This is a genomic window from Rhodococcus sp. D-46 (assembly GCF_011290655.1).
Taxonomy (GTDB): Bacteria; Actinomycetota; Actinomycetes; order Mycobacteriales; family Mycobacteriaceae; genus Rhodococcus_F; species Rhodococcus_F qingshengii.
Genome location: NZ_JAANTF010000013.1, coordinates 37,948 through 61,691, shown reverse-complemented (window position 1 = coordinate 61,691; position 23,744 = coordinate 37,948). Strand labels below are relative to the sequence as shown.

The following is a 23,744-nucleotide window of genomic DNA, read 5'->3' as shown; positions in this document are numbered from 1 at the left end:
CATGACGGTTCTGGAGCTGGCTGTGCAGGACGTGCGGGGGGCGAGGATCGCGCGTTCGGTGGGAGCGACTCGAGTCGAGTTGTGTGCGGCACTCGGCCCGACGGGGGGATTGACGCCCAGCATCGGAGTGATCGAGGCTGTGTCGGACGTGGGGATCGCGGTTCACCCGCTGATCCGTCCGCGCGCCGGAGGTTTTGTGTTCTCACCCGACGAAGTGTGGGTGATGGAGCACGACGTACATGCTGCTGTGGCCGGTGGAGCTTCCGGCATCGTGATCGGCGCGCTGACAGAAGACAATTCGATCGACACCGTCGTGCTGCGCCGCATCATCGGATGCGTGGACCGGGCGAGAGTCGAGGTGACAGTACATCGTGCGATGGACGTGGTGACCGACCGTCTGACCGCGCTGGACGAACTGATCGACCTGGGCGTGACCCGCGTGCTGACGTCCGGGGGTGCGGACACTTGCAATGAGGGACTCGACGAGATCGGTCGAATGGTCGAACATGCCGCGGGCCGGATCCAGATCATGGCCGGTGGCGGAATAACCGTCGACGACATCCCGGCAATCGCTGCCGTCGGCGTCGATGCGGTGCATCTCTCGGCGCGCAAGGTTGTCGCAGTTTCCGGCGGACCTGGTGGGGGATCGGACGGATACGACGTCACCGATGCAGTAGTCGCGCAGGAAGCGGCAGCCGCGCTCCGCGCTGTGCGCCTTTATTAACCCCCCGCGGTTAATAAAGGCGCACAGCCCTTGGGCTCTAGACATACATGGACATCCAACTATAGGATGGTAGACATATTCACTGCTGCCTCCTGGGCGGTCCATACGAGCAAGGAACGGGTTAGCACAATGGTTGAAAATGCGACGGTTCACGAGTTGACGCACTTCGTCGGTGGCAAGCGTGTTCCCGGGACATCTGATCGATTTGCGGACGTGTTCGATCCCAACACCGGCAAGGTGCAGGCCCGCGTTCCCCTCGCGAGCAAGGCCGAGACCGAAGCCATCATCGCCAATGCCGAAGAGGCGCAGCAGGTGTGGGCAGCGTTCAACCCGCAGAAGCGTGCCCGCGTGCTGATGAAGTTCCTGCAGCTCGCTCAGGCCGAGATGGATTCTCTGGCCCGCCTCCTCTCGTCCGAGCACGGCAAGACCGTCGCCGACGCCAAGGGTGACATCCAGCGCGGCCTCGAGGTCATCGAGTTCGCCGTCGGCGCTCCGCACCTGCTCAAGGGTGAATTCACCGAGAGTGCCGGCACCGGCATCGACGTGTACTCCATGCGTCAGCCGCTCGGCGTCGTCGCCGGTATCACGCCCTTCAACTTCCCCGCGATGATCCCGCTGTGGAAGGCCGGCCCCGCCCTCGCCGCCGGTAACGCCTTCATCCTCAAGCCCTCCGAGCGCGACCCCTCCGTGCCGCTGCGCCTGGCCGAGCTGTTCCTCGAAGCGGGACTGCCCGCGGGTGTGTTCAACGTGGTCAACGGTGACAAGGAAGTTGTCGACGTTCTGCTCACCGACGATCGCATCAAAGCCGTCGGCTTCGTCGGCTCCACGCCGATCGCTCAGTACATCTACGAGACGGCCGCAGCTCACGGCAAGCGCGCACAGTGCTTCGGTGGCGCCAAGAACCACGCGATCGTCATGCCGGACGCCGACCTCGACGAGGTTGCCGACGCCCTGATCGGTGCGGGCTACGGCAGCGCCGGCGAGCGTTGCATGGCCATCTCGGTTGCCGTTCCCGTCGGCGAGGAGACCGCGGACGCTCTTGTCGCGAAGCTGAAGGAGCGCGTCGCGAAGCTCAAGATCGGTCGCAGTGACGACGAAGGCGTCGATTTCGGACCGCTCGTTTGCCAGGATGCCCTCGACCGCGTCAACAACTACGTGCAGATCGGCATCGACGAGGGCGCAACGGCAGTCGTCGACGGCCGCGGCTTCACCCTCGAAGGCCACGAAGGTGGATTCTTCGCCGGCGCAACTCTGTTCGACAACGTCACCTCGGACATGCGCATCTACAAGGAAGAGATCTTCGGACCCGTCCTTCAGGTGGTCCGCGCTGCCGATTACGAAGAGGCACTGCGTCTTCCGACCGAACACGAGTACGGCAACGGCGTCTCCATCTTCACCCGCGACGGCGACACCGCGCGTGACTTCACCGCTCGCGTCAACGTCGGCATGGTCGGCGTGAACGTGCCGATCCCGGTCCCGATCGCGTACCACACCTTCGGTGGCTGGAAGCGCTCCGGATTCGGTGACCTGAACCAGCACGGTCCCGACTCCTTCCGCTTCTACACCAAGACCAAGACCGTGACGCAGCGCTGGCCTTCCGGCAAGAAGGAAGAGACCAACCACTTCGTCATCCCCACGATGAACTGATCGGAACACTTTCCATGTTTACTCTGACCGATGACGAGCGGGCGATTCGTGACACTGCCCGCGACTTCGCGGCCGAGCATCTGGCGCCCAACGCAGTGGAGTGGGATCAGACCAAGCATTTCCCGGTGGACGTCCTCCGTAAGGCGGCGTCCCTGGGAATGGGCGGTATCTACATTCGTGAAGACGTGGGTGGCAGTGAGCTGAGTCGCGTCGACGCTGCCCGGATCTTCGAAGAGCTGGCCAAGGGCGATCCGTCGATCGCCGCGTACATCTCCATCCACAACATGGTCACGTGGATGATCGACCAGTTCGGCAACGACGAACAGCGCCACAAGTGGGTTCCCGGACTCTGCTCGATGGATCAACTGGGCAGCTACTGCCTCACCGAACCCGGCGCTGGCTCCGATGCTGCGGGCTTGAGCACCAAGGCCGTTCGTGACGGCGACGACTACATCCTCAACGGCGTCAAGCAGTTCATTTCCGGCGCAGGCACTTCCGACGTGTACGTCGTGATGGCACGCACCGGATCTGCCGGTGCCAAGGGGATCTCGGCGTTCATCGTGCCCAAGGATTCGCCCGGACTGTCGTTCGGTGCCAACGAGGTCAAGATGGGCTGGAACGCGCAGCCCACCCGTCAGGTGATCTTCGAAGACGTGCGAGTTCCTGCCGCCAGCATGCTCGGTGAAGAGGGCAGCGGCTTCCGCATCGCCATGAAGGGTCTCAACGGCGGCCGGCTGAACATCGCCGCCTGCTCGGTCGGTGGGGCCCAGGCAGCGCTGGAGAAGGCAGTCGCATATCTGGTGGACCGCAAAGCTTTCGGTTCGGCACTGATCGAGTCGCAGGCCCTGCAGTTCCAGCTCGCCGACATGCGTACCGAACTCGAAGCGGCCAGGACGTTGCTGTGGCGCGCCGCTGCCGCACTCGAAGACGGAGCGTCCGACGTCGTGGAGTTGTGTGCGATGGCCAAGCGCTTTGCCACCGACACCGGATTCGACGTAGCCAACAAGGCCCTCCAGCTTCACGGCGGGTACGGCTATCTTGCTGAGTACGGGATCGAGAAGATCGTCCGCGATCTTCGGGTTCATCAGATCCTCGAAGGCAGCAACGAGATCATGAGGGTGGTCATCGCCCGCAGCGTGGTCGCATCAGGTCAGGGAAAGCAGGGAGCAGCATGAGCGACGAGCTCGAGGTATTGATCGAAAAGCGTGACGGGCTGGGGCTCATCACTCTCAACCGTCCCAAGGCGATCAATGCCCTCAACCACTCGATGGTCAAGGCGATGGCCAAGGCCCTCGAGGAATGGAAGTCCGACGACGACGTCAAGGCAGTCGTACTCACGGGCGCCGGCGAGCGTGGTCTGTGCGCCGGCGGCGACATCGTCTCGATCTACCATGACGCCAAGGACGGCAAGACCGGTTCGCTCGACTTCTGGCGTGAGGAGTACATCCTCAACTCCGAGATCGCGAACTACCCGAAGCCGTACGTCGCGATCATGGACGGGATCGTCATGGGCGGTGGCGTCGGAGTGTCCGCACACGGCGACATTCGCATCGTGACCGAGCGCTCGATGATCGGAATGCCCGAGACCGGAATCGGTTTCATTCCAGACGTGGGCGGAACTTACCTGCTCTCGCGTGCTCCCGGTGAACTCGGGACGCACATCGCGCTCACCACGGCGCGACTGAGCGCCGGCGATGCCATCGCAGCAGGTTTCGCTGACCACTTCATCCCGTCGGAGAACATCGAGACGTTCATCGCCGCACTCGCGTCGTCTTCGGTTGCCGACGCCGTGGCGCAGTACGCGGAGCCGGCTCCGGTGTCGGAACTGTTGGCCCAGCAGAGCTGGATCGACGCCGCGTACTCCGCCGACGACGTATCCACCATCGTCGAGCGTCTTCGCGCAAGTGGAATCCCCGAAGCGGAGAAGGCAGCGGAGCAGATTCTCGGCAAGTCCCCGATTGCACTGTCGGTGACCCTGCGATCTCTGCGGCATGCCAAGGAAGCAGCAAGCTTGGAAGAAGTCCTCAACGAGGAGTTCCGGGTCTCGACCGCTGCGCTCGCCTCACACGATCTGGTCGAGGGCATTCGCGCCCAGGTCGTGGAGAAGGACCGAAACCCGAAGTGGTTGCCGGCAACTCTCGACGACGTCACGGCAGAATCCGTCGACGCCTACTTCGCCCCGCTGGGCGACAACGAGCTCGGACTCGCCCCTCAACCGCAAGGCAACTGATCACCGCCGAAGGAGCATCACTAATGAGCACCATTGGATTTATCGGACTCGGTCACATGGGTGGCCCGATGGCGGCCAATCTCGTCAAGGCCGGACACAAGGTCGTCGGTTTCGACCTGGCACCTGCGGCGCTGGAGCAGGCAGTCAAAGACGGTGCATCGGTCGCGGATTCGGCGGTCGACGCCGTTCGCGGTGCCGACGTCGTGATCACGATGCTGCCGAGCGGTAAGCACGTTCTGGGTCTGTACGAAGAGCTGCTGCCGGTGGCAACACCGGGCACGCTGTTCATCGACTGTTCCACCATCGACGTCGCCGACGCCCGCGAGGCACACGACAAGGCCGAAGCGGCCGGTCACCGCAGCGTCGACGCACCGGTCTCCGGTGGAGTCGTCGGGGCTACCGCAGGCACGCTGGCATTCATGGTCGGCGGTTCCGAGGCTGACTTCCAAGCCGCGTCACCGTTGCTGGACGTGATGGGCCGCAAGGTCGTTCACTGCGGCGACGCCGGTGTCGGCCAGGCAGCCAAGATCTGCAACAACATGATCCTCGGCATTTCGATGATCGCGATCAGCGAGGCGTTCGTGTTGGGCGAAAAGCTCGGCCTGAGCAACCAGGCGCTCTTCGACGTGGCGTCCAACGCCTCGGGACAGTGCTGGGCACTGACCACCAACTGCCCGGTTCCGGGACCTGTGCCCACCAGCCCGGCCAACAACGACTACCAGCCCGGCTTTGCTGTTGCACTGATGGACAAGGACCTGGGTCTGGCAGCAAATGCGCTGCGCAACAACGGCGTCGATGCAGAGATCGGACTCAAGGCCGCCGAACTCTACAGTCGCTTCCATGCCGCGGGCGGTGGCGGTCAGGACTTCTCTGCCATCATCAACGACATCCGTGACCGTTCGACCGAAGGACAGTAGTGACCGACTTCAACACCATCATCCTCGAGCGTAAGGGTCGCGTCGGCGTCATCACGCTCAACCGCCCGAAGGCTCTCAACGCGCTGAACTCCGAGCTGATGAACGAGGTCGTCGCCGCGGTTGCCGACCTCGAAGCGGACAACGGCATCGGAGCCATCCTGATCACCGGTTCCGAGCGCGCCTTCGCCGCCGGTGCCGACATCAAGGAAATGCAGTCCAAGACGTACATGGACGCATACGTCGAGGATTTCTTCACCCCGTGGGATCGCGTCGCAGCAGCTCGTAAGCCGCTGATCGCCGCCGTCTCCGGATACGCGCTCGGTGGTGGCTGCGAGCTTGCGATGCTCTGCGATTTCATCATCGCTTCGGATACCGCGAAGTTCGGCCAGCCCGAGATCAAGCTCGGTGTCATTCCGGGTATCGGTGGCTCGCAGCGCCTTACGCGCGCCGTGGGCAAGGCCAAGGCCATGGAGCTGTGCCTCACCGGCCGCAACATGGACGCAGAAGAAGCCGAACGTGCAGGCCTGGTTGCCCGGATCGTTCCGGCCGCCGATCTGCTCGACGATGCCTTGAAGACCGCAACCACCATCGCCGAGATGTCGCTGCCGATTGCGATGATGGCCAAGGAAGCAGTCAACCGCTCCTTCGAGACCACCCTCGCCGAGGGCGTCCGCTTCGAGCGTCGGGTGTTCCACTCGACCTTCGCGACGGAGGATCAGAAGGAAGGCATGACCGCGTTCGTGGAGAAGCGGTCGGCAGAATTCAAGCACCGCTGAATTTCAACAGCGCTGAAACTGCCCTCACACTCGTCGAGAGTGTGAGGGCAGTTTCTTTGTGTGTACGGGTGGTCGGTTCACCACTTGGTCGGTGCGCCGCCGGTGTCGAAGTCACCCGCAGTCTTACGAAGTTCAGTGAGGATCGTCACCAATTGCTCGAGCTTGTCCTGCTGGAGTCCGGGGTGAGCGAACACCTTGCTGTTGAGCATTTCGGTCGCTTCGAGGGCCAGTGCGCGACCGGCGTCCGAGATCTCGATGAGCGTTGCACGGCGATCGCTGGGATGCGGGACCCGCCTGACCAACTCCGCTTTCTCCAAACGGTCGACGGCATTGGTGACGCTGGTGGGGTGAACCTGGAGTCGGGCACTTGCCTTGGCCATCGGGAGTGCGCCCGACCTGGTGAAGGTGAGAAGCGTCAGCAGTTCGTAGCGGGCGAAGGTCAGCCCGAGAGGCTTGAGTACCTCTTCGACCCGCGCCATCATGATCTGCTGCGCACGCATCACCGACGTGACCGCAGCCATACCGTCGGCGACATCGCTCCAACCGTGCTTCGTCCACTGACGATGCGCCTCTTCGATGGGGTCGAGGGGGAGCGGCGCGGGGGGAGACATAAGTTCGATCATCCCATGCTGGCAAGCGGTCGGGTGCCTTGTCTGATTGTGTGTCGCAGCCGCTTACGTCTGTAGAGTCCCACGGGTGATTTCAATCCTCGTAGCGGGTGGCGTCTCGTTGTTCGTCGCGCTCTTCCTGACTCCGTTTCTCATTCGTGTGCTTTCGCGGCAGGGGCTCGGGCACGAGATTCGGATCGAGGGTCCGCAGAGTCATCAGGGCAAGCGTGGCACCCCGTCGATGGGCGGGATCGCGATCATCGCCGGTATGTGGGCGGGCTACCTGGCGGCACACATCATCGGATTCGGCTCGCGGCTACCGCGGCTGTCTGCATCCGGTTGGCTGGTTCTCGCGCTCGCCACGTCACTGGGAATCGTCGGCTTTCTCGACGACTTCATCAAGATCCGTAAGAAGCGCAATCTCGGGCTCAACAAGACAGCGAAGACCGTCGGTCAGCTGGCGAGTGCCATCATCTTCGGCATTTTGTTCCTGCAGTTCTCCAACAACAACGGAGTCACTCCCGGAAGCCAGTACCTGTCCCATGTTCGTGACATCTCGGTGTTCTCCATGGGTGCCATCGGCTTTGTGGTCTTCTTCTGCATTCTGGTGTTCGCCTGGTCCAACGCCGTCAATTTCACCGACGGCCTCGACGGTCTCGCGGCCGGTTCGATGGGCATGATCCTGGGGACCTACGTCGTCATCGCCGGTTGGCAGTACCGGAACTCGTGTGTCCTCGAGCCTGCCGCCGGTTGCTACGACGTTCGTGACCCTCTCGATCTAGCGATCGTCGCTGCCGCCGCAGGCGGGGCGTGCCTCGGCTTCCTCTGGTGGAATGCCGCCCCGGCTCAGATCTTCATGGGCGACACCGGCTCCTTGGCACTCGGCGGCCTGGTTGTCGGCCTGTCCGTCACGACGCACACCGAGCTGCTGATGGTCATCATCGGCGCCCTGTTCGTCGCTGAGATCCTGTCGGTGATCATCCAGGTTCTGGTCTTCCGATCGTCCGGTCGACGCGTATTCAAGATGGCCCCGATCCATCATCACTTCGAGTTACTCGGTTGGCCGGAAACCGTCGTGATCGCAAGATTCTGGATCTTCGTCGCGATCTCGTGCGTCCTGGGACTTGCCACCTTCTACAGCGAGTGGTTCTCCGCTGCCGGTTAGACCGATTCACTCTTTCGGGTCGTAGCCAGAAGAGCGATCAGACCGAGCGACACACACGCCGTCATCGTGACGGCCAGGGCTGTGCTCGTGTTTCCCAGTAGACCGACTGCCGGCGCGATGGCCGCACCGACGCCGAACTGGAATGCACCGAGCATTGCCGCGGCAGTACCGGCCGCTTCGCCGTGACGAGCGAGGGCCAGTGCCGGGGCGTTGGGCAGAACGAACCCGATGGCACCGGCCATGACCCACAGTGCGATCACGAATCCGGCGAGCCCGCCCAGTTCCAGGACCGCGACAGCAATGACGACGGCCCCGGAGACAACGGCAGCCACGAGGGCCCACTTGGTGATCTGCTGGGGAGTCCACCGATCGAGCAGTCGGACGTTGACCTGCGAAGCGCCGATCAACGCAATCGCGCCCGCACTGAAGAGCAGCGCGAACTCCTGTTGATTGAGGCCGTACTGATCTTGATAGACAAACGACGCGCCCGAGACATACGCGAACAACGACGCCATGCCGACGCTGGATACGAGCGTGAGGACCATGAACGTGCGGTCGCCGAGCAGCGAACCGTAGGTACGGAGAACCGACGTCAATCCGCTCGGGCGACGCTTTTCCTTCGGCAATGTTTCGGACAGTCCGAACGCACCGATCATCGCTGTGCCGACGCCGATCAGTGCCAGGACGACGAAGATCCCGCGCCAGTCGAGGGCGACGAGGAGGGCGCCACCGATGCTGGGCGCCAGGATCGGCGCAACGCCGAGCACGAGCATCAGCCGGCTCATCACGACGGCAACGGTGTTACCGCTGTAGAGGTCGCGGACGATCGCCATGGTGACCACTGCTGCGGCCGCCGCGCCCATGCCCTGGAAAACCCGCAGGATGCCGAGGACAGCGATGCTCGGTGCGAAGACCGCCAGCAGCGAAGCCAGGATGTGCACACCGATCCCGGCGAGCAGCGGCTTCTTGCGGCCGAGAGTGTCCGAGAGCGGCCCGACCAACAGCTGTCCGAGTGCGAGGCCGAAGAGGGTTCCGGTGATCGTCAGCTGAACCGTTGACGACGAGACTCCGAGATCGGCACCGATATCCGGCAGCGCGGGCAGGTACATGTCGATGGTGAAGGGTCCGAGTGCAGTCATGGAACCGAGGGCAAGAATCTTCCCGACGCTCGGCTTACGGTCGATACTGCTCGTTTCCAGCGGGGCTGCCTTCACGGGCGGGGCTGCCTTCACAAGCGGGGCGATGGCGGTGTTCTCGGCACTCATGAAACCTTCTGGGTTGTCTGGGTCTGGCGAACTGCTCGGTCGTTCGGTCGAAATTCGGGCCGCAATCGAATGACCTGCGCCCACCGAGGGAGTCAGCATCGAGACTGACCGATTTGTTCCCGAAAGGCCCGCACTTTTCCCAGAGACTGGAACGCTTGGTGAGAATGCACTCGAATCATGCTGAGCGGAACTGTGGTTCGAGATCGTCACTCAGGGCAGAGTTACTCACTGACGCGGGTGTGGCTGAGTGGCTAGGCACCGGCCTGCAAAGCCGTTCACACGGGTTCGAGTCCCGTCATCCGCTCGTGTCGGAGACCGGCAGGCATATCGCCTGCCGGTCTCTCTTGTGTGGTCCCGGTTCGCGGGGTCGGCTGCGATAGTCTGGGCTGCCGGAGCGAGCGGACCACATGAGTGAGGCACTGAATTGATTTCGGGACAGGACCTGCGATCGCGGCGCTTGCACGTGGGGATCAGTCAGTTCCAGTTCGCCCGCCAGGCGGGAGTCTCGTCAGCCGTCGTCTCCGCGTGGGAACTCGACAAGGCGTATCCGAAGCCACCGGCGGAACGAGCAGTTCTCACGGCCCTCTCCGCGCTGGAAGCGGCCAAGCGTGAGGGCACGTACGCGGCCCCCCGGAAGCGATCGAGCGGTAGTACCCGTGCGCGTCGAGCGACACCGGTCAACGACCCCGCCTCGGTGGCCAGGCGTGCGGTCGCGGGGGCAGGAAACGGTGGCCCCACCGTATTGACGGCGTTCTCCGGTTGTGGCGGTATGGCCGAAGGCTTTCGGATGGCGGGGTTTTCGGTGGAGGGATACATCGAAGTCGTGCCGGAGGCGCGCGCGACCTTCGATCGGAACTTCCCCGGCGCGAAGTGCCTCGGTGAGGACATCCGGGCGATCGACGAAGCCCGTGTGAAAGATCTTCTGGCACAGGTGAATATCGATGTGTTGGCCGGGGGGCCGCCGTGTCAGGGTTTCAGTCTCGCCGGCCGGCGAGACCGCGACGATCCGCGTAACCATCTCTTCCGGAACCTACTCGAGCTCGCCGATCTGGTGAGGCCGAAGGTCGTGGTGATGGAAAATGTTCGGCTGCTGCTGAGCATGAAAGACCCGGACGGTGGGATGGTCGTCGACCGGATTCTCGGCGAGATGGCTGCATGCGGTTACGACGCGTCGGTCAACACGGTCAATGCGCAGGATTACGGCGTCCCGCAGTTCCGGGAACGAGTGTTCATCGTGGCGACCCGCCGCGACAGTGGTATCGGGCCGCTGCGTTTTCCGCCGAAGACTCACGGCGTGAATGGTGTTGCGCCGCTGAGGACTTTTCGCGATGCCACCGTCGACCTGGCCCCGCTGGAATCCGGGCAGGCTTGCGAGACGGACCCGCTGCACTGGGCCGTCGAGCATCCCGAGCACGTCTTGCGGTGGCTGCGTGATGTACCGGAAGGAATGTCGGCTCACGACAACGAAGATCCGGCCATGCGACCGTCGTCCGGATACAACACGACGTACAAGCGCCTCCGGTGGGACGAGCCGGCGTCCACGGTCGGAACCACTTTCGGGATGATCTCGGCTTCACGCAACGTGCATCCGAAACACACGCGATCGTTGACCGTTCGAGAAGCTGCTCGCCTCCAGACCTTTCCCGACGACTACGTCTTCGAGGGTAAGTGGGGAGCGGTGCGCACGATGATCGGCAATGCGGTGCCGCCGCAGCTGGCGTCGGTACTGGCAGGAGAGATCAAGAAGGCACTCGGCTGAGATAGGGCACCTACGGAAAATGGGGCCGACGATGTCGGCCCCATTTCGAGTTACGCCCTGGCAGGGGTGTGGTCCAAGCGAATCAGCTGAGGTTGAGCTTGGCGATCAACGGCTGGACGACCTTGATGATGTCGATGACGGCGCTGAGGGTGTTGATGGAACCCATGTTTCGGTCCTCCGTGTCGTATGTACAGGTGTGTATGTACAAGGTTGTGTCTGCGTGGTGTTTCTGTACGACCTTGTGTCGCAGACACAAGGTAGCAAACTGGACGCTTGTTTGGGTCGAAATGACCGCTTTGCGCTGAAGTTGCTGAAAAGTTCACGGATTGTTCAGGAACGTAAACAAAAAACAGGCCGGACTCCCCGAAGTCCGGCCTGTCGATGACGCTTTGCGATCAGCTGAATGCCGAAAGTGCGCTGATGAGGCCGATGCCCGCAACTGCGACCTTGAGGACACTCAAGACGTCTTCGAGCTTGACACCCTCGGGCAATACGTTTTCGACAGACTCCATGTTGGATCCTTCATGTGTTGGGGTCGTGGTCCAGTGCCACTGCAAGCAAGATACCCAATCGTGACCACCTGTGAAACCCCGGCACGAAGATCACAGTTGTGTTGCGCCGGACTCACTGGCCGTCGCGACAACGGTGGCTGCCACTATTTGCTCCACGCTGATGCCCGCTGCCGGTAGGCAGTGGTAGAAGATTCGTTCGCAGAGGTCGACCATTTCGCCTCGCTCGAGCGTCGGCTCGTCGATCCAGTTGACGACGATTTCCTCCATGAATGCCTGCCACCCGGCGATTGTCGCCTCCACGGTCGCATTCGATTCGATGCCTAGATTCGTCAGCGCAGCGACGATCCACGTGGTGAAAGTGCGGCGCATGCCTCGGTAGATCGTGCGCATTCGAACGTCGCCACTGCCGGCCATACGCATCACGGCGAGGTAAATGGTGGGGTGCTCGATAACGGCGTCGACGAATGTCTCGATACCTGAGCGCAGCTGGGACGTGATGGGTAGCTCGGGATCCGGTCGCATTCGATCTTCGAGATCGGCCGAGGCGGCCTCGAGGATGGCGTTCTGGAAACCCTTCTTGTTCTTGAAGTAGTGGAACAGCAGTGGCGGCGAGACACCGGCCTCGGCTGCGACGCGATCCATCGACAGTTGGTCGAAAGGCTCGGTCCGCAACATGTGTACTGCCACCTCGAGGATTTGCCTCTGACGGTCTTCGGGGGAGCGGGGGACTGCAGCCATTCCGTCATCTTATGTATTGGTTCGAATGGTTCATTGACTTTTACTCAACGCTGTCTATAACGTGAGGTAACACATACGTGAGGCGAGGAGTCCAACAGTGTCTGCTTTCGACATCGTGGTCAACGACGGGTTGTGGTTCGACGGGACGGGGGCTCCAGGTCTGCGTCGTAATCTCGGAATTCGAGAGGGCGTGGTCGCGGAGGTGTCCACGACGCGCCTCGAGATCGGGCCGGACACAGAAGTGATCGACGCGGCCGGCAAATGGGTTCTCCCCGGCTTTGTCGACGTCCACACGCACTACGACGCCGAAGCCTTGGTCAGTCCAGGGCTTCCGGAATCGGTTCGCCACGGCGTCACGACGGTCGTGCTCGGCAATTGCTCGCTGTCGACGGTGTATTCGACGCCGCGCGAGATCGCGGATCTGTTCAGCCGGGTCGAAGCAGTTCCCCACGACGCGGTGCTGCGCATCCTCGAAGCGAACAAGACCTGGACCGGTCCCGCGGCGTACACCGCCGCCCTCGAAGCCCTTCCCCTCGGACCCAATGTCGCGGCCTTCATCGGTCATTCCGATATCCGCACGCACGTACTCGGACTGGGGCGCGGTACCGACAAGAAGGTCAAGCCGACTCGCTCGGAACTCGGCCGGATGGGCTCGATGCTCGAGGACGCCATCGACGCTGGGATGCTCGGCCTGTCGTCGATGACCAATGCCCTCGACAAGATCGACGGCGACGAATATCGTTCTCGCTCTTTGCCGTCTACGTATGCACGGTGGAAAGAGTTCCGATTCCTCAACCGCATCCTTCGCGATCGCGGCAAGATCTTGCAGAGCGCTCCGACCATCAACCTGCATCCGAACGTCGCGGCGTTCTTCGCCGAAAGCTCGGCGATCGGACGCAAGAAGCCGCTCAAGACGTCGCTGCTCTCCGGTGCGGATTCGAAGGCCTACCCGGTGATCGTGTACTTCATGCTCGCTGCGGCCCCACTGCTCAATCGCTTCGCCAAGACCGATTTCAAGTGGCAGCACCTTCCGGTTCCCTTCACCGTCTACGCGGATGGAATCGACCTGGTCGTGTTCGAGGAGTTCGGTGCCGGCGCCGCCGCTTTGCACCTCAAGGACCAGGTGGAGCGCAACGAACTGCTCCAGGACGAGTCGTACCGTCGCGCATTCCGTAAGGACTACGACAACAAGTTCTCACCCCGCATCTGGCATCGCAATTTCTACGATGCGGTCATCGTGGGATGCCCGGACGAGACGTTGATCGGCAAGAACTTCGGTCAGGTCGGTGACATCCGCGGAGTGCACCCGGTGGACGCGTACCTCGACCTGGTCGTGAAGTACGGGCGAGATCTTCGCTGGCGCACCACCATTGCCAATCACCGGCCCAAGTTCGCGAAGAAACTCGCCGCGAGTTCCGGTGTGCAGATGGGCTTCGGCGATGCCGGCGCACATCTGCGCAACATGGCGTTCTACAACTACCCCGTGCGACTCCTCAAGCGCGTCAAGGACGCTCAGAGTGACCGCAAGCCGTTCCTCACCATCGAGCGCGCAATCCACCGCCTGACCGGCGAACTGGCGGACTGGTACGGCATCGACGCCGGACATCTGCGCCAGGGTGACCGCGCGGACTTCGTTGTCATCGACCCGGCCGGCCTCGACGAGTCGGTGGACGGGTTGTTCGAGGCAAAGGTTCCCGAGTACGGCGGGATCAGCCGGATGGTCAACCGCAGCGACGACGCAGCCGTCGCTACGGTGATCAACGGCCGACTCGTCTACCGCGACGGCGAATTCGCCCCCGGATTCGGCATCGAAAAGACAGGCCAGTTCCTGCGCGCCGGTGAAAAGGCTCCGATTACGCGGGCCGCGAAGACTAGCGTGGCGCTATGACTACACCGGCGGATCGCCTCTCCTCGTACTCCCGGTCCGGGCTGACCTTCGACGTACGCGACGAAGGACCCGCCGACGGTCCGGTCGTGGTTCTCCTGCACGGATTTCCGCAGGATTCGAGCTCGTGGGATCAGCTCGCACCGCTACTGCACGACCGCGGCTTCCGGACCGTCGCACCGGATCAGCGAGGGTACTCACCCGGCGCGCGGCCGAAAGCGCGCTGGGCGTACCGCGGGTCCGAACTAGCTGCTGACACTGTCGCACTGATCGACGCGCTCGGGGTGGGCAAAGTGCACCTGGTCGGCCACGACTGGGGTGCCGCAGTCGCATGGCAGGTGGCCGCCGAACGGCCGGACTTGCTCGATACCGTGACCGCGGTGTCGGTTCCGCACCCACTGGCGTTCATCAAGGCGATGGTGACCAGCACACAAGGACTGAAGTCGTGGTACATGGGGGCGTTCCAATTGCCGTTCGTTCCCGAGAAGGTTCTGTCCTCCACCTCGGCGGGTGAGAAGTTCCTGATCTCGAGCGGGCAGACGCCGGAGAACGCACGGCGCGATCTGAATGCCATGCTGGCTCCCGGCCGGCTGCGGGGTGGTCTGAACTGGTATCGCGCGATGTGTATGACCAAGCCGAACCCGGAAGCTGCCCGGGTCACCGTGCCGACCCTGCACGTCTGGAGTGACGGCGACGCCGCCATCGGACCCAAAGGGTCTGCGCTCACCCCCGCGTTTGTCGACGGTCCGTACCGGTTCGAAGTTCTCCGGGGTGTGAGCCACTGGATCCCCGACGAGGCGCCGACGGAGTTGGATCGGTTGCTCGGTGAGCATTTCAGCAGCTGACTGAGTTTCGTACTGAAGCCCCCGCCGTTCGGCGGGGGCTTCAGTCGTCAGCAAGGTCGTCAGCAAGGTCGTCGACCAACCGTGGTCAGCGAGCTCCGAATCGCTCTTCCACCTGCTCCTTCGTCAGGCCGAACTCCTCGAGCGTGTACTTGTGCGACGGTTTGCGAGCACCCGAGCGGCTTTCCTCGTGCATGGCCTCCATCGACTGCTGGGCGGTAGATGTCAACGGGATGTCGAAATGCGTGTAGATGTTCTCGACGGTTCCCAGCGGATCGGTGACGAAGTCCTGATAGTCGACGTCGATGAACTGTGCGGGATTGTGGTGTGCGCGTGCACTGTCGAACTGCTCGAGCCCCCTGGCCCACAATTCGAGCTGACTTTCGCCGATCACCTTGTCGGTGAACGTGTTCGACCAACCCTCTGTCGCCTGGGCGGCCAGGCTGCATACCGACGGAATGATCGTCGAAGGGGAGCGGTGAGTCTGGATGACAAGCGCGTCGGGGTACGCCTCCATCAATTCGTCGAGCGCGAACAGGTGGCTCGGGTTCTTGAGGACCCACCGTCGATCCTGATCGGGCAGACCGATCAGCTGCAGGTTCTTCTTGTGTCGTGCATAGGCGTTCGACCACTCCTGGTCCTTCAGCCATGCGGAGTACGTGGGTAGATTGGCCAGACACTCGTACGACACGGACTTGAACGTCTGACGCAAGAGTTGCCAACATTCTTCGACTTCGCTGGCCGACATGTAGTGCACGCCCATGAATTCGGGATGCTCGACGTGGTGTTGACCGAATGTCTCCTCGATCTTGGCGAAGACCGGGTTCGATTCCCACGTATCGCGAGGCGGGCGAGGCTGAGGGAACTCGGTCAGCCACATCTCGAGGCCCTGGTGAGCCGGGTCGACCGTGAGGAGGCGGTGCAAGGCAGTGGTGCCCGTCCGTGGCAATCCGGTGACGAAGATCGGCCGCTCGATCTTGACGTCGGCGTGTTCCGGATGCTCCTTCCACGCCGATTCGCTGAGCAGACGGGCCACCAGGGCGCCGCGAAGGAATACCCGAGAGATCTTGCTGCCGAAGGGCGTCAGATCCTCGTCGCGGTCGTAGGACTCGAGCAGGACCGACAGAGCTTCGGTGTAATCGTCGACGCCGAAGTCCGTCAGTCCGGTCATCCGTGTCGCCGAGGCGTGGAGATCCTCGACGGTGCCGACGTGAGTGCGTTCAGTCATGGTGCTCCTAGTGATGGAATTCGCCGCAGTTGACGTCGATGCATTGGCCGGTGATCGCGCTGGCCATCGGAGACGCCAGGAAGATCGCCGCGTCGGATACTTCATCCGTCGTCGGCAGGCGCTTGAGGTCGGTGTTCGACGCAGTGTGCTCGTAGATCTGCTCGACGGTCATGCCGAACTTCTCCGCCTGGTGCGCGAAGTATCCCTTGAGGGTGTCTCCCCAGATATAGCCGGGTGCAATCGAATTGACACGAATTCCCTGCGGGCCGAGTTCGGTGGCCAGGGACTGCGACATGGCGAGCAGGGCCGACTTCGCCATCTTGTAGCTGCCGTAACGCTCTTGCGAATGCCGCAACACCATCGAATTGATGTTCACCACGGAGCCGTCCGACTCGGCAAGTGCCGGCGTGAACAGCTGAGTCAGGCGCAACGCACCCAGCACGGTCAGTTCGATGCTGTCGCGGATGTGCTGGTAATCGGTGCGAGCCAACGGTTTCATCGACGGAATCGAGAATGCATTGTTGATCAGAGTGTCCACTTTGCCGTAGGCGGCAATGGACTCGGCCACCAGATTCTCGGCGGAAGCCTGGTCGGTGATGTCGGTGGCAACGGTGACGGCGCGCCCACCGGCATCGACTATTTCCTTCGCAACGTCGTCGAGTCGCGATTGCGTACGTGCTGCGAGAACAAGACTCGCGCCGGCCGACGCACATCGAAGGGCCAGAGCGCGGCCGAGTGCCGGGCCGACTCCGGAGATGACTACTACACGGTCTTCGAGCAAGGCGGTCATGATTACCCCAGCATTCGGTTGTCGATGGCGGCCTGGCGCTGGGCAATGCGCGCTGCCCAGTCCTCGGCGGTGATGGCGTTGGTGTCGAAATGCGGCAGGTGCTTCGCAATATCTGCGACGGCGACGATTTCGACGGTGGGACCGTCCTGCGGCGTCAGCTCGCGGGACACGCGCTGCCAACGGAACTGCAGAATGCCGCGCGGATGTCCGACGGTTTCGATCCAGTTGGTGACACCGGGGTTCTTCTCGCTGACCACCATTCGAACCATCCCGTCCGGATCGACCTGTGCCTGGCCGTTGTTGAGGGAGGTCTGATGATTGACGTAGTCCAGTGAGATGTACCAGAGGCTCCCCAGTTGGAAGCCGAGATACGGTGCGTCGGAGGCGGGAACGGTGATGATCATCGCCTGCTCGTCGGTGAGTTCGTAATGTCCCACCGACGAGTACTGCGTTGCCAGCCCGCCCGGTGTCAGGCGTGGTTCGGTCATGGTGTTGACCGCGAGCTTGAGGTAGAACCACTCCGGGAACTGGAGCCACGTCTTGACCCGCGTGACCAGTGCCTTCCCAGCCCGGGCGTAACGCTTCTCGGTCTCTTCGGCGGTGAGAGGTGGCGGCGCGATCCCGATCGAATCGGTGCGCTCGATGCGGATCACGCCGCGCTGCTGACTCCAGTCGCTGTAGACCTCGCGAACGACCAGCTGCGAGGATCCGGGCGCCAGGGTGTAGTAGTTGGCTCGGCCGTCGGCGGGGCCGGGGCCGAACCAAGCGACGAAGTTGCCGTCGTCGTCTATCTCCAGCTCGCGGTCGTCGAAGGCGATTTCGCTGCCGGGAACGTTCGAGTTGGTGTAGTTCCCACTCAACACCTGGAAGCTGAGATCGGCTGTGGTGCCGCGCTTTCCGGTGACCTTGTATTCCTTGTCGTCGTTGATACGGGCGCCGAAGTACAGAGTGTCGGGGTTGTCGAGGCCCATCTTGGTGAATGGTCCGGTGCCCTGGATGAAACTCGGATGGGTCTTTTCGCCGGCCCAGGCGGCATGCGTCGTCGCGATGATTCCGCCGGCCAGATATTGGTATCCCTCCAGTAGATCCTGTTCGGATCTGATGTGCGGCGCAGTCTCGATCAATTTCTCGGCTTCGGCGATCGCCTCGGCAAACGGGTCCGTCAGCACGCTGGCTCCTCACAGTTCCGACTATGTCGCCGGTCCAGAGCGTCGTGGTACAAATATGTACCTATTTGGTAGATGTTGGGTATTTCGACAATAGAACGCGTTCTAGGGAGTGGTCAATGGGTGGACCGGAGAAGACGCCTGAAGAGGGACGCCCGAGGGGGAGACAATCGCCTCCCACCGAACGGGTGGTTCAGGTGCTCGACTACCTCGTCGGTCGCCCTGATCAGCGGTTCGGGCTGTCGGAACTGGCCCGCGCGCTCGAGATCAGCAAGCCCACCTGCTTGGGAATCCTCACGGCGCTGGCTGATCGTGGATACCTGACTCGGGACGAGGTGTCGAAGACCTATGGGCTCGGTCCGGCCTTGATCGCAGCCGGACGTGCAGCTCAGCGGGGATTTGCCGTCGGACCCATTGCCCGCACCCATCTGGAGAAAGTGAGCACGGAGTTCGGGACGACGTGCACGGCGTCCGGTGTGATCGGTGATCAGATCAGCGTTCTCGAAGTGACCGGACCGATCGGCGCGCGTCGCGCTGCCAAGGTCGGTCAGGTGTACCCGTTCGCTCCGCCGGTCGGGCTGATGTACGTCCTCTGGGGTTCGGATCACGACATGGACAGTTGGCTGAGCAAAGAGCCGAGCCTGCCGGTGCGCTTGGATCGCGAGCGTCTGTGGAACGTGGTCCGCGAGTGTCGCGCTGCGGGGTATCTGGTCGAGAGTCTGGATCCCGTCGGGCAGCGACTGCACACGCTGATGGCGGGCGTTGCGACGCACGATCTTCCGCCGGAGGTGCGTGAACTGCTCGGTGAGATGGTGTCGAGCCTGGGCGAGAGGGTGTATCTCGGACGTGACATCAGCTCTGACGACGAGCATCCCGTCAGTCTCATCGCGGCCCCGACCTATGACGCCGAGGGGCATCAGGCCCTTGTGCTCACTCTGTATGTGGGTGGGGCGATCACGGGCGCCGAGATCGAGCGCCGCGCCGCGGTGCTGGTTGCGGCGGCGGATGCGGTGACGGCGGAAGTTGGTGGCAGGAGTCCGGTTCGCGGTCTGTGACGTCTGATTGCCGGTCATTGACCTTTGGGTAGAACGAGTTCTATTCTGTGATTGCGTTCAATTTAGAACCAGTCCGGTACATAAATGTACCGATGCGGAAATGGTGTTCCGCACGGAGTACGTGATGCTCAGGAGCGAAAGACATGGCAACACTCCAGACCCCGCCCGCCTACGAGTTGTCGCATCTGCGAGCACTCGAAGCGGAGGCGGTCCATATATTCCGCGAAGTCGCAGCGACTTTCGAAAAGCCGGTCCTCCTGTTCTCCGGAGGTAAGGATTCCGTCGTGATGCTGCACGTAGCGGCCAAGGCATTCTGGCCTGCCCCACTGCCGTTCGCTGTGATGCACGTCGACACCGGTCACAATTTCGACGAGGTGATCGAATTCCGCGACCAGACGGTCGATCGCTTCAACCTGCGTCTTGTCGTCTCCAGCGTGCAGGACGACATCGACGCCGGTCGCGTCATCGAGGACACCGGAGTCGGTTCCAGTCGCAATCGCCTGCAGACGCACGCGTTGCTGCGCGGAATTCGCGACAACAAGTTCGACGCCGTGTTCGGTGGTGCTCGCCGAGACGAGGAGAAGGCGCGCGCCAAAGAGAGGGTGTTCAGCTTCCGGGACGAGTTCGGGCAATGGGATCCGAAGGTGCAGCGACCTGAACTGTGGAACCTGTACAACGGCAAACACCGTAAGGGCGAACATATTCGGATCTTCCCGCTCTCGAACTGGACAGAGCTCGACATCTGGCAGTACATCGAGAGCGAGCAGATCGACCTCCCCGGCATCTACTACGCCCATCGTCGCGAGGTGGTTCCACGCGACGGAATGTTGTTGGCACGCACCCGTTTCCTCGAGCTTCGCGCCGGCGAAGAGTCCTACGAGGCGTTGGTGCGCTTCCGTACGGTCGGCGACGCAACGTGTACCGGATGTGTCGAATCGTCGGCCGAAACACCGGGCGCTGTCGTGGAAGAAGTTGCGGCGAGCCGTATCACGGAGCGTGGCGCAACCAGAGCTGATGACCGGATTTCCGAAGCTGGCATGGAAGATCGTAAGAAAGAGGGGTACTTCTGATGCCGCAACTGCTGAGAGTCGCTACAGCGGGCAGTGTCGACGACGGAAAATCGACACTCATCGGCCGGTTGCTCTACGACTCCAAGTCGATCTTCGAGGACCAACTCGAGGCCGTGGAACGGAGCAGCCGAGAACGCGGCGACGAGTACGCCAACCTCGCGCTACTGACCGACGGATTGCGCGCCGAGCGTGAACAGGGCATCACGATCGACGTGGCCCACCGGTATTTCGCGACCCCTCATCGGAAGTTCATCATCGCGGACACTCCCGGGCACGAGCAGTACACCCGCAACATGGTGACCGGCGCGTCGACGGCCGATCTTGCCCTGATCCTGGTGGATGCTCGCAAAGGGGTGCTCGAACAGACGCGGCGGCACGCCTTCTTGTCCACTCTCCTGGGGATACCCCACCTCGTGCTGTGTGTGAACAAAATGGACCTCGTGGGCTGGTCTCAGGAACGGTTCGAGGAGATCAAGGAAGAATTCCGACAGTTCGCGATCAAGTTGGACGTCCACGACCTGACGTTCATTCCGGTCTCGGCGCTGTTGGGGGACAACATCGTTGCCCGGACCGAGAACATGTCCTGGTACGACGGGCCTTCTCTGCTGCACCATCTCGAGCAGGTGCACATCGCGTCGGACCGCAACTTGATCGACGCTCGGTTTCCGGTGCAGTACGTGATCCGTCCGCAGAAGCAGACCGACGCCGACCTCCACGATTTCCGTGGATACGCCGGAACGGTGGCCAGTGGCGTCTTCAAGCCCGGCGACGAAATCGTGGCTTTGCCTTCAGGATTCACCTCGACGGTGAAGGCAGTCCACGGGCCGGGCGGTGACGTGATCGACGAAGCGTTTGCGCCCTCGGCCGTATGCATCGAGCTGACCGACGATCTCGACGTCAGCCGCGGGGACCAATTGTGTCGACTCAACAACCGGCCGCAGGTCGGGCAGGAAATCGATGCGATGGTCTGTTGGTTGACCGAACAGACAACTCTGTCGGAGAACAATCGCTACTCGTTGCTGCACACCACGCGCTCCACGAAAGCGCAGATCGTCAAGCTCGACTACCGGCTGGACGTCAATTCGCTGCACCGCGACGAGAAGGCAGAATCTCTGTCCCTCAACGAGATCGGCCGCATCTCGATCAAGACGCAGCAGCCGTTGATGTTCGATCCCTACCGCCGCAACCGCGTGACGGGCAGCTTCATTCTCGTGGACGAGACCACGGGCAATACCGTCGCCGCCGGAATGATCAACGGTCCGACACTCAAGGAATCGCGCGTCGTCTGGCACAGTTCGGAGGTTTCTCGCGAGGAACGTGCGACTGCCGGCGCCACGGTCTGGCTCACCGGTCTCTCGGCCTCGGGTAAGTCGACGATCGCGGTGGAACTCGAGCGGCGGTTGGTGGCCGCGGGTATCCCGGCGTACCGCCTCGACGGCGACAACCTCCGGCACGGATTGAACGCGGATCTGGGATTCAGTGCCGATGACCGCGCCGAGAACGTCCGCCGAGTCGGCTCGGTGGCGCAGTTGTTCGCTGATTCAGGTGCAGTGGCAGTGGCCTGCCTGATAAGCCCGTACCGCGAAGATCGTGATCGAGTGCGGGCGGCGCACGAGGCCGCCGGGCTGAAGTTCGTCGAGGTCTACGTCGACACCCCGATCGAGCAATGTGAAGCCCGAGACCCCAAGGGCATGTACGCCAAGGCCAGGGCCGGGGAAATCACGGGATTCACCGGAGTCGACGATCCCTACGAAGCTCCGACAAGTCCCGAGTTGGTGATCAGACCCGAAGACGGAACGCCTACCGAACTTGCGCTGCGAATTATGGAAGTGTTGGACCGGTGAGCGAATCCACACACAGCAGAATCGCCGACGAGGCACTCGCGGCGGAATTGGCGCAGGCCGCCGGTGCGATCCTCCTGGGGATCCGAGCCGAGGGTCTTGGTGTCGACGGCGGTCGTGAACTGGGTCGCCGGGGCGACAAGGCCGCCGATTCCTACATCCTCGACCGGTTGGCTGCCGAGCGGCCGGGCGATGCCGTGCTCTCTGAGGAATCTGCCGACGATCGCAGTCGTCTGGATGCAGCTCGGGTCTGGATCATCGATCCGCTGGACGGCTCCAAGGAATACGGCTTGCCGAATCATGCGGATTGGGCAGTGCACGTGGCGCTTTGGGAGCGCGGTAGCGGAATTACCGCAGCCGCGGTTGCTCAGCCGGCGCTCGGAGCGGTGTACTCCAGTGGCGACGAGGCAGCTTCGGTTGCCGCCAACTCGCCGCTCCGCGTAGTAGTCAGCGGATCGCGACCACCCGCATTCACCGAAGCGGTGGCAGCCGAACTCGGCGCCGACGTGGTGCACATGGGATCGGCCGGCGCCAAGGCGATGGCGGTGGTGCGCGGCGAGGTCGACGCGTACCTGCACGCCGGTGGGCAGTGGGAATGGGATTCGGCTGCACCCGTCGGCGTCGCACAGGCGGCGGGACTGCATTGCAGCCGCATCGACGGTTCGCCGCTGCTCTACAACGAATCTCATCCGTACCTGCCGGATCTCTTGATCTGCCGACCGGAGTTGTCGGAGTCGATCCTGGGCGCAATTGCCAAGCACTCCACGGAGTCTGCGGTCAGCGGACGCGTCGCCATGGCGCGTGAATACGTGAACGCATTGCTCACTCATGACGCAACGAAGGTCCGCTTCGCCGCCGACGCCTGGCGGGTCGAGAACGGTCAGCGAACCGGTGACAGCGGCGCCTTCATCAGCAACGAGCTCGAACAAGGCCAGCAATATCGCGGAATCGTGGCGATACGTGAACTCGCGCTGCGTGAGTGGGGCGAGAGCGTCGTAGCCCGGTATCTGCTCGACCTCGGAACACCTGGCCAGGTACCGGCCGTCACGGTTTTCGTCACCGAGTACTTCGGGATACCGGCAGGCGAGATCGAAAGCATCCTGGCAATCATCGAACCCCACGAAGACGATTCGAAAGAGGCTGGCACACAATGACATCGGACAAGCTGATCATCGAATTCTGCGCGCTGTGGGCAGACGCCGATGTTGCAAAGATCGTCGACTACTTCACCGATGACGTCGTTTATCACAACATCCCGATGGAGCCCGTGGTCGGTCGCGAGGCCGTCCGGGCGTTCATCGAGCAGTTTGTCGGTGCCTTCGGCAACATCGACTTTCAGATCAAGCGTCAGGTCGCGGACGGCAACACCGTCATGAACGAGCGCGTCGACGTCTTCACCATCAACGGCGACGAGGTAGCGCTCCCGGTCATGGGGGTGTTCGAAGTCGAGGACGGAAAGATCAAAGCCTGGCGCGACTATTTCGACATGGCACCGATCAACGCGGCAGCCGGCCAGGCCTGATCGG

Annotated in this window: 22 protein-coding genes and 1 tRNA gene; 16 read left to right on the top strand and 7 right to left on the bottom strand. The window is 62.5% G+C overall.

Features of this window, described 5'->3' with window-relative positions; all coding sequences use genetic code 11:
- The first annotated feature begins 1 nt into the window (after position 1).
- The 6 genes from G9U53_RS29600 (at position 2) to G9U53_RS29575 (ending at position 6,294) form a co-directional block, all read left to right on the top strand.
- The gene (locus tag G9U53_RS29600) at positions 2-724 is read left to right on the top strand and encodes a copper homeostasis protein CutC (protein ID WP_007726141.1); all 723 of its coding nucleotides are present in this window, start codon (positions 2-4) and stop codon (positions 722-724) included.
- A gap of 129 nt (positions 725-853) precedes the next feature.
- Entirely contained in the window at positions 854-2,371 is a 1,518-nt protein-coding gene (locus tag G9U53_RS29595; RefSeq protein ID WP_003941275.1) for a CoA-acylating methylmalonate-semialdehyde dehydrogenase, read from the top strand.
- 14 nt (positions 2,372-2,385) lie between these two features.
- The gene (locus G9U53_RS29590; protein ID WP_165639713.1) at positions 2,386-3,546 is read left to right on the top strand and encodes an isobutyryl-CoA dehydrogenase; all 1,161 of its coding nucleotides are present in this window, start codon (positions 2,386-2,388) and stop codon (positions 3,544-3,546) included.
- Positions 3,543-4,601: an enoyl-CoA hydratase/isomerase family protein gene (locus G9U53_RS29585; RefSeq protein ID WP_042923165.1), complete on the top strand. Its 1,059-nt coding sequence runs from the start codon at positions 3,543-3,545 to the stop codon at positions 4,599-4,601. The genes G9U53_RS29590 and G9U53_RS29585 overlap by 4 nt, the downstream gene beginning before the upstream one ends.
- A 23-nt stretch (positions 4,602-4,624) precedes the next feature.
- Positions 4,625-5,518, top strand: coding sequence for a 3-hydroxyisobutyrate dehydrogenase (gene mmsB, locus G9U53_RS29580; protein WP_003941308.1), 894 nt, complete (start codon positions 4,625-4,627; stop codon positions 5,516-5,518).
- Positions 5,518-6,294, top strand: a complete 777-nt coding sequence (locus G9U53_RS29575; protein WP_003941374.1) for an enoyl-CoA hydratase — start codon at positions 5,518-5,520, stop codon at positions 6,292-6,294. The genes mmsB and G9U53_RS29575 overlap by 1 nt, the downstream gene beginning before the upstream one ends.
- Positions 6,295-6,371: 77 nt before the next feature.
- On the opposite strand, the gene G9U53_RS29570 is transcribed toward G9U53_RS29575, so the two are convergent.
- Positions 6,372-6,905, bottom strand: a complete 534-nt coding sequence (locus G9U53_RS29570) for a MarR family transcriptional regulator (RefSeq protein WP_020970065.1) — start codon at positions 6,903-6,905, stop codon at positions 6,372-6,374.
- Between the two features lie 85 nt (positions 6,906-6,990).
- Here G9U53_RS29570 and mraY point away from each other — a divergent pair, with 85 nt between their 5' ends.
- The gene (gene mraY / locus G9U53_RS29565) at positions 6,991-8,067 is read left to right on the top strand and encodes a phospho-N-acetylmuramoyl-pentapeptide-transferase (protein WP_003941316.1); all 1,077 of its coding nucleotides are present in this window, start codon (positions 6,991-6,993) and stop codon (positions 8,065-8,067) included.
- Here mraY and G9U53_RS29560 read toward each other — a convergent pair.
- The gene (locus tag G9U53_RS29560; RefSeq protein ID WP_165639712.1) at positions 8,064-9,332 is read right to left on the bottom strand and encodes a multidrug effflux MFS transporter; all 1,269 of its coding nucleotides are present in this window, start codon (positions 9,330-9,332) and stop codon (positions 8,064-8,066) included. The two genes, mraY and G9U53_RS29560, sit on opposite strands and share 4 nt — an antisense overlap.
- Positions 9,333-9,565: 233 nt before the next feature.
- Between G9U53_RS29560 and G9U53_RS29555 the strand changes: the two genes are divergently transcribed.
- Positions 9,566-9,636 (top strand) — tRNA-Cys (locus tag G9U53_RS29555).
- A gap of 120 nt (positions 9,637-9,756) precedes the next feature.
- Positions 9,757-11,091, top strand: coding sequence for a DNA (cytosine-5-)-methyltransferase (gene dcm / locus G9U53_RS29550; RefSeq protein WP_242692829.1), 1,335 nt, complete (start codon positions 9,757-9,759; stop codon positions 11,089-11,091).
- A gap of 82 nt (positions 11,092-11,173) precedes the next feature.
- Here dcm and G9U53_RS34105 read toward each other — a convergent pair whose 3' ends face one another.
- Together G9U53_RS34105 and G9U53_RS29545 are read right to left on the bottom strand one after the other, a co-directional pair.
- Positions 11,174-11,299 carry a hypothetical protein gene (locus tag G9U53_RS34105; protein WP_003941303.1) on the bottom strand — a complete coding sequence of 42 codons (126 nt, stop codon included), beginning with the start codon at positions 11,297-11,299 and terminating at the stop codon, positions 11,174-11,176.
- Between the two features lie 394 nt (positions 11,300-11,693).
- Complete coding sequence (locus tag G9U53_RS29545) at positions 11,694-12,341, bottom strand: TetR/AcrR family transcriptional regulator (RefSeq protein ID WP_042923173.1); 648 nt, start codon at positions 12,339-12,341, stop codon at positions 11,694-11,696.
- 97 nt (positions 12,342-12,438) lie between these two features.
- Between G9U53_RS29545 and G9U53_RS29540 the strand changes: the two genes are divergently transcribed.
- On the top strand, positions 12,439-14,229 hold the full coding sequence (locus G9U53_RS29540) for an amidohydrolase family protein (RefSeq protein ID WP_165639711.1): 1,791 nt from the start codon (positions 12,439-12,441) through the stop codon (positions 14,227-14,229).
- Positions 14,226-15,071, top strand: a complete 846-nt coding sequence (locus G9U53_RS29535) for an alpha/beta fold hydrolase (RefSeq protein ID WP_165639710.1) — start codon at positions 14,226-14,228, stop codon at positions 15,069-15,071. Before G9U53_RS29540 ends, G9U53_RS29535 begins: the two co-directional genes overlap by 4 nt.
- An 85-nt stretch (positions 15,072-15,156) precedes the next feature.
- Here the strand turns inward: G9U53_RS29535 and G9U53_RS29530 are convergent, their stop codons facing one another.
- From G9U53_RS29530 to G9U53_RS29520, 3 genes are read right to left on the bottom strand one after another with little or no spacing between them, the layout of a single operon-like run.
- Positions 15,157-16,296, bottom strand: coding sequence for a sulfotransferase (locus tag G9U53_RS29530; RefSeq protein ID WP_042445529.1), 1,140 nt, complete (start codon positions 16,294-16,296; stop codon positions 15,157-15,159).
- A 7-nt stretch (positions 16,297-16,303) separates the two neighbouring features.
- A complete protein-coding gene (locus G9U53_RS29525) occupies positions 16,304-17,086 on the bottom strand; it encodes an SDR family oxidoreductase (protein WP_007726165.1) in 783 nt (260 codons plus the stop codon).
- Positions 17,087-17,088: 2 nt separating this feature from the next.
- Positions 17,089-18,255 carry a hypothetical protein gene (locus G9U53_RS29520; protein WP_030537322.1) on the bottom strand — a complete coding sequence of 389 codons (1,167 nt, stop codon included), beginning with the start codon at positions 18,253-18,255 and terminating at the stop codon, positions 17,089-17,091.
- 116 nt (positions 18,256-18,371) lie between these two features.
- On the opposite strand from G9U53_RS29520, the gene G9U53_RS29515 reads away from it, so the two are divergent.
- The 5 genes from G9U53_RS29515 to G9U53_RS29495 all read left to right on the top strand — a co-directional run bounded on the left by G9U53_RS29515 (position 18,372) and on the right by G9U53_RS29495 (position 23,740).
- Positions 18,372-19,307, top strand: a complete 936-nt coding sequence (locus tag G9U53_RS29515) for a helix-turn-helix domain-containing protein (protein WP_047270168.1) — start codon at positions 18,372-18,374, stop codon at positions 19,305-19,307.
- Between the two features lie 143 nt (positions 19,308-19,450).
- Positions 19,451-20,377 carry a sulfate adenylyltransferase subunit CysD gene (cysD, locus tag G9U53_RS29510; RefSeq protein ID WP_003941285.1) on the top strand — a complete coding sequence of 309 codons (927 nt, stop codon included), beginning with the start codon at positions 19,451-19,453 and terminating at the stop codon, positions 20,375-20,377.
- Positions 20,377-22,221 (top strand): adenylyl-sulfate kinase, encoded by a 1,845-nt coding sequence (gene cysC / locus G9U53_RS29505; RefSeq protein WP_003941334.1) that lies wholly within the window; start codon positions 20,377-20,379, stop codon positions 22,219-22,221. Before cysD ends, cysC begins: the two co-directional genes overlap by 1 nt.
- Positions 22,218-23,372, top strand: a complete 1,155-nt coding sequence (locus G9U53_RS29500) for a 3'(2'),5'-bisphosphate nucleotidase CysQ (RefSeq protein ID WP_165639709.1) — start codon at positions 22,218-22,220, stop codon at positions 23,370-23,372. Before cysC ends, G9U53_RS29500 begins: the two co-directional genes overlap by 4 nt.
- Complete coding sequence (locus tag G9U53_RS29495; RefSeq protein ID WP_165639708.1) at positions 23,369-23,740, top strand: limonene-1,2-epoxide hydrolase family protein; 372 nt, start codon at positions 23,369-23,371, stop codon at positions 23,738-23,740. Before G9U53_RS29500 ends, G9U53_RS29495 begins: the two co-directional genes overlap by 4 nt.
- Positions 23,741-23,744 lie beyond the last annotated feature (4 nt).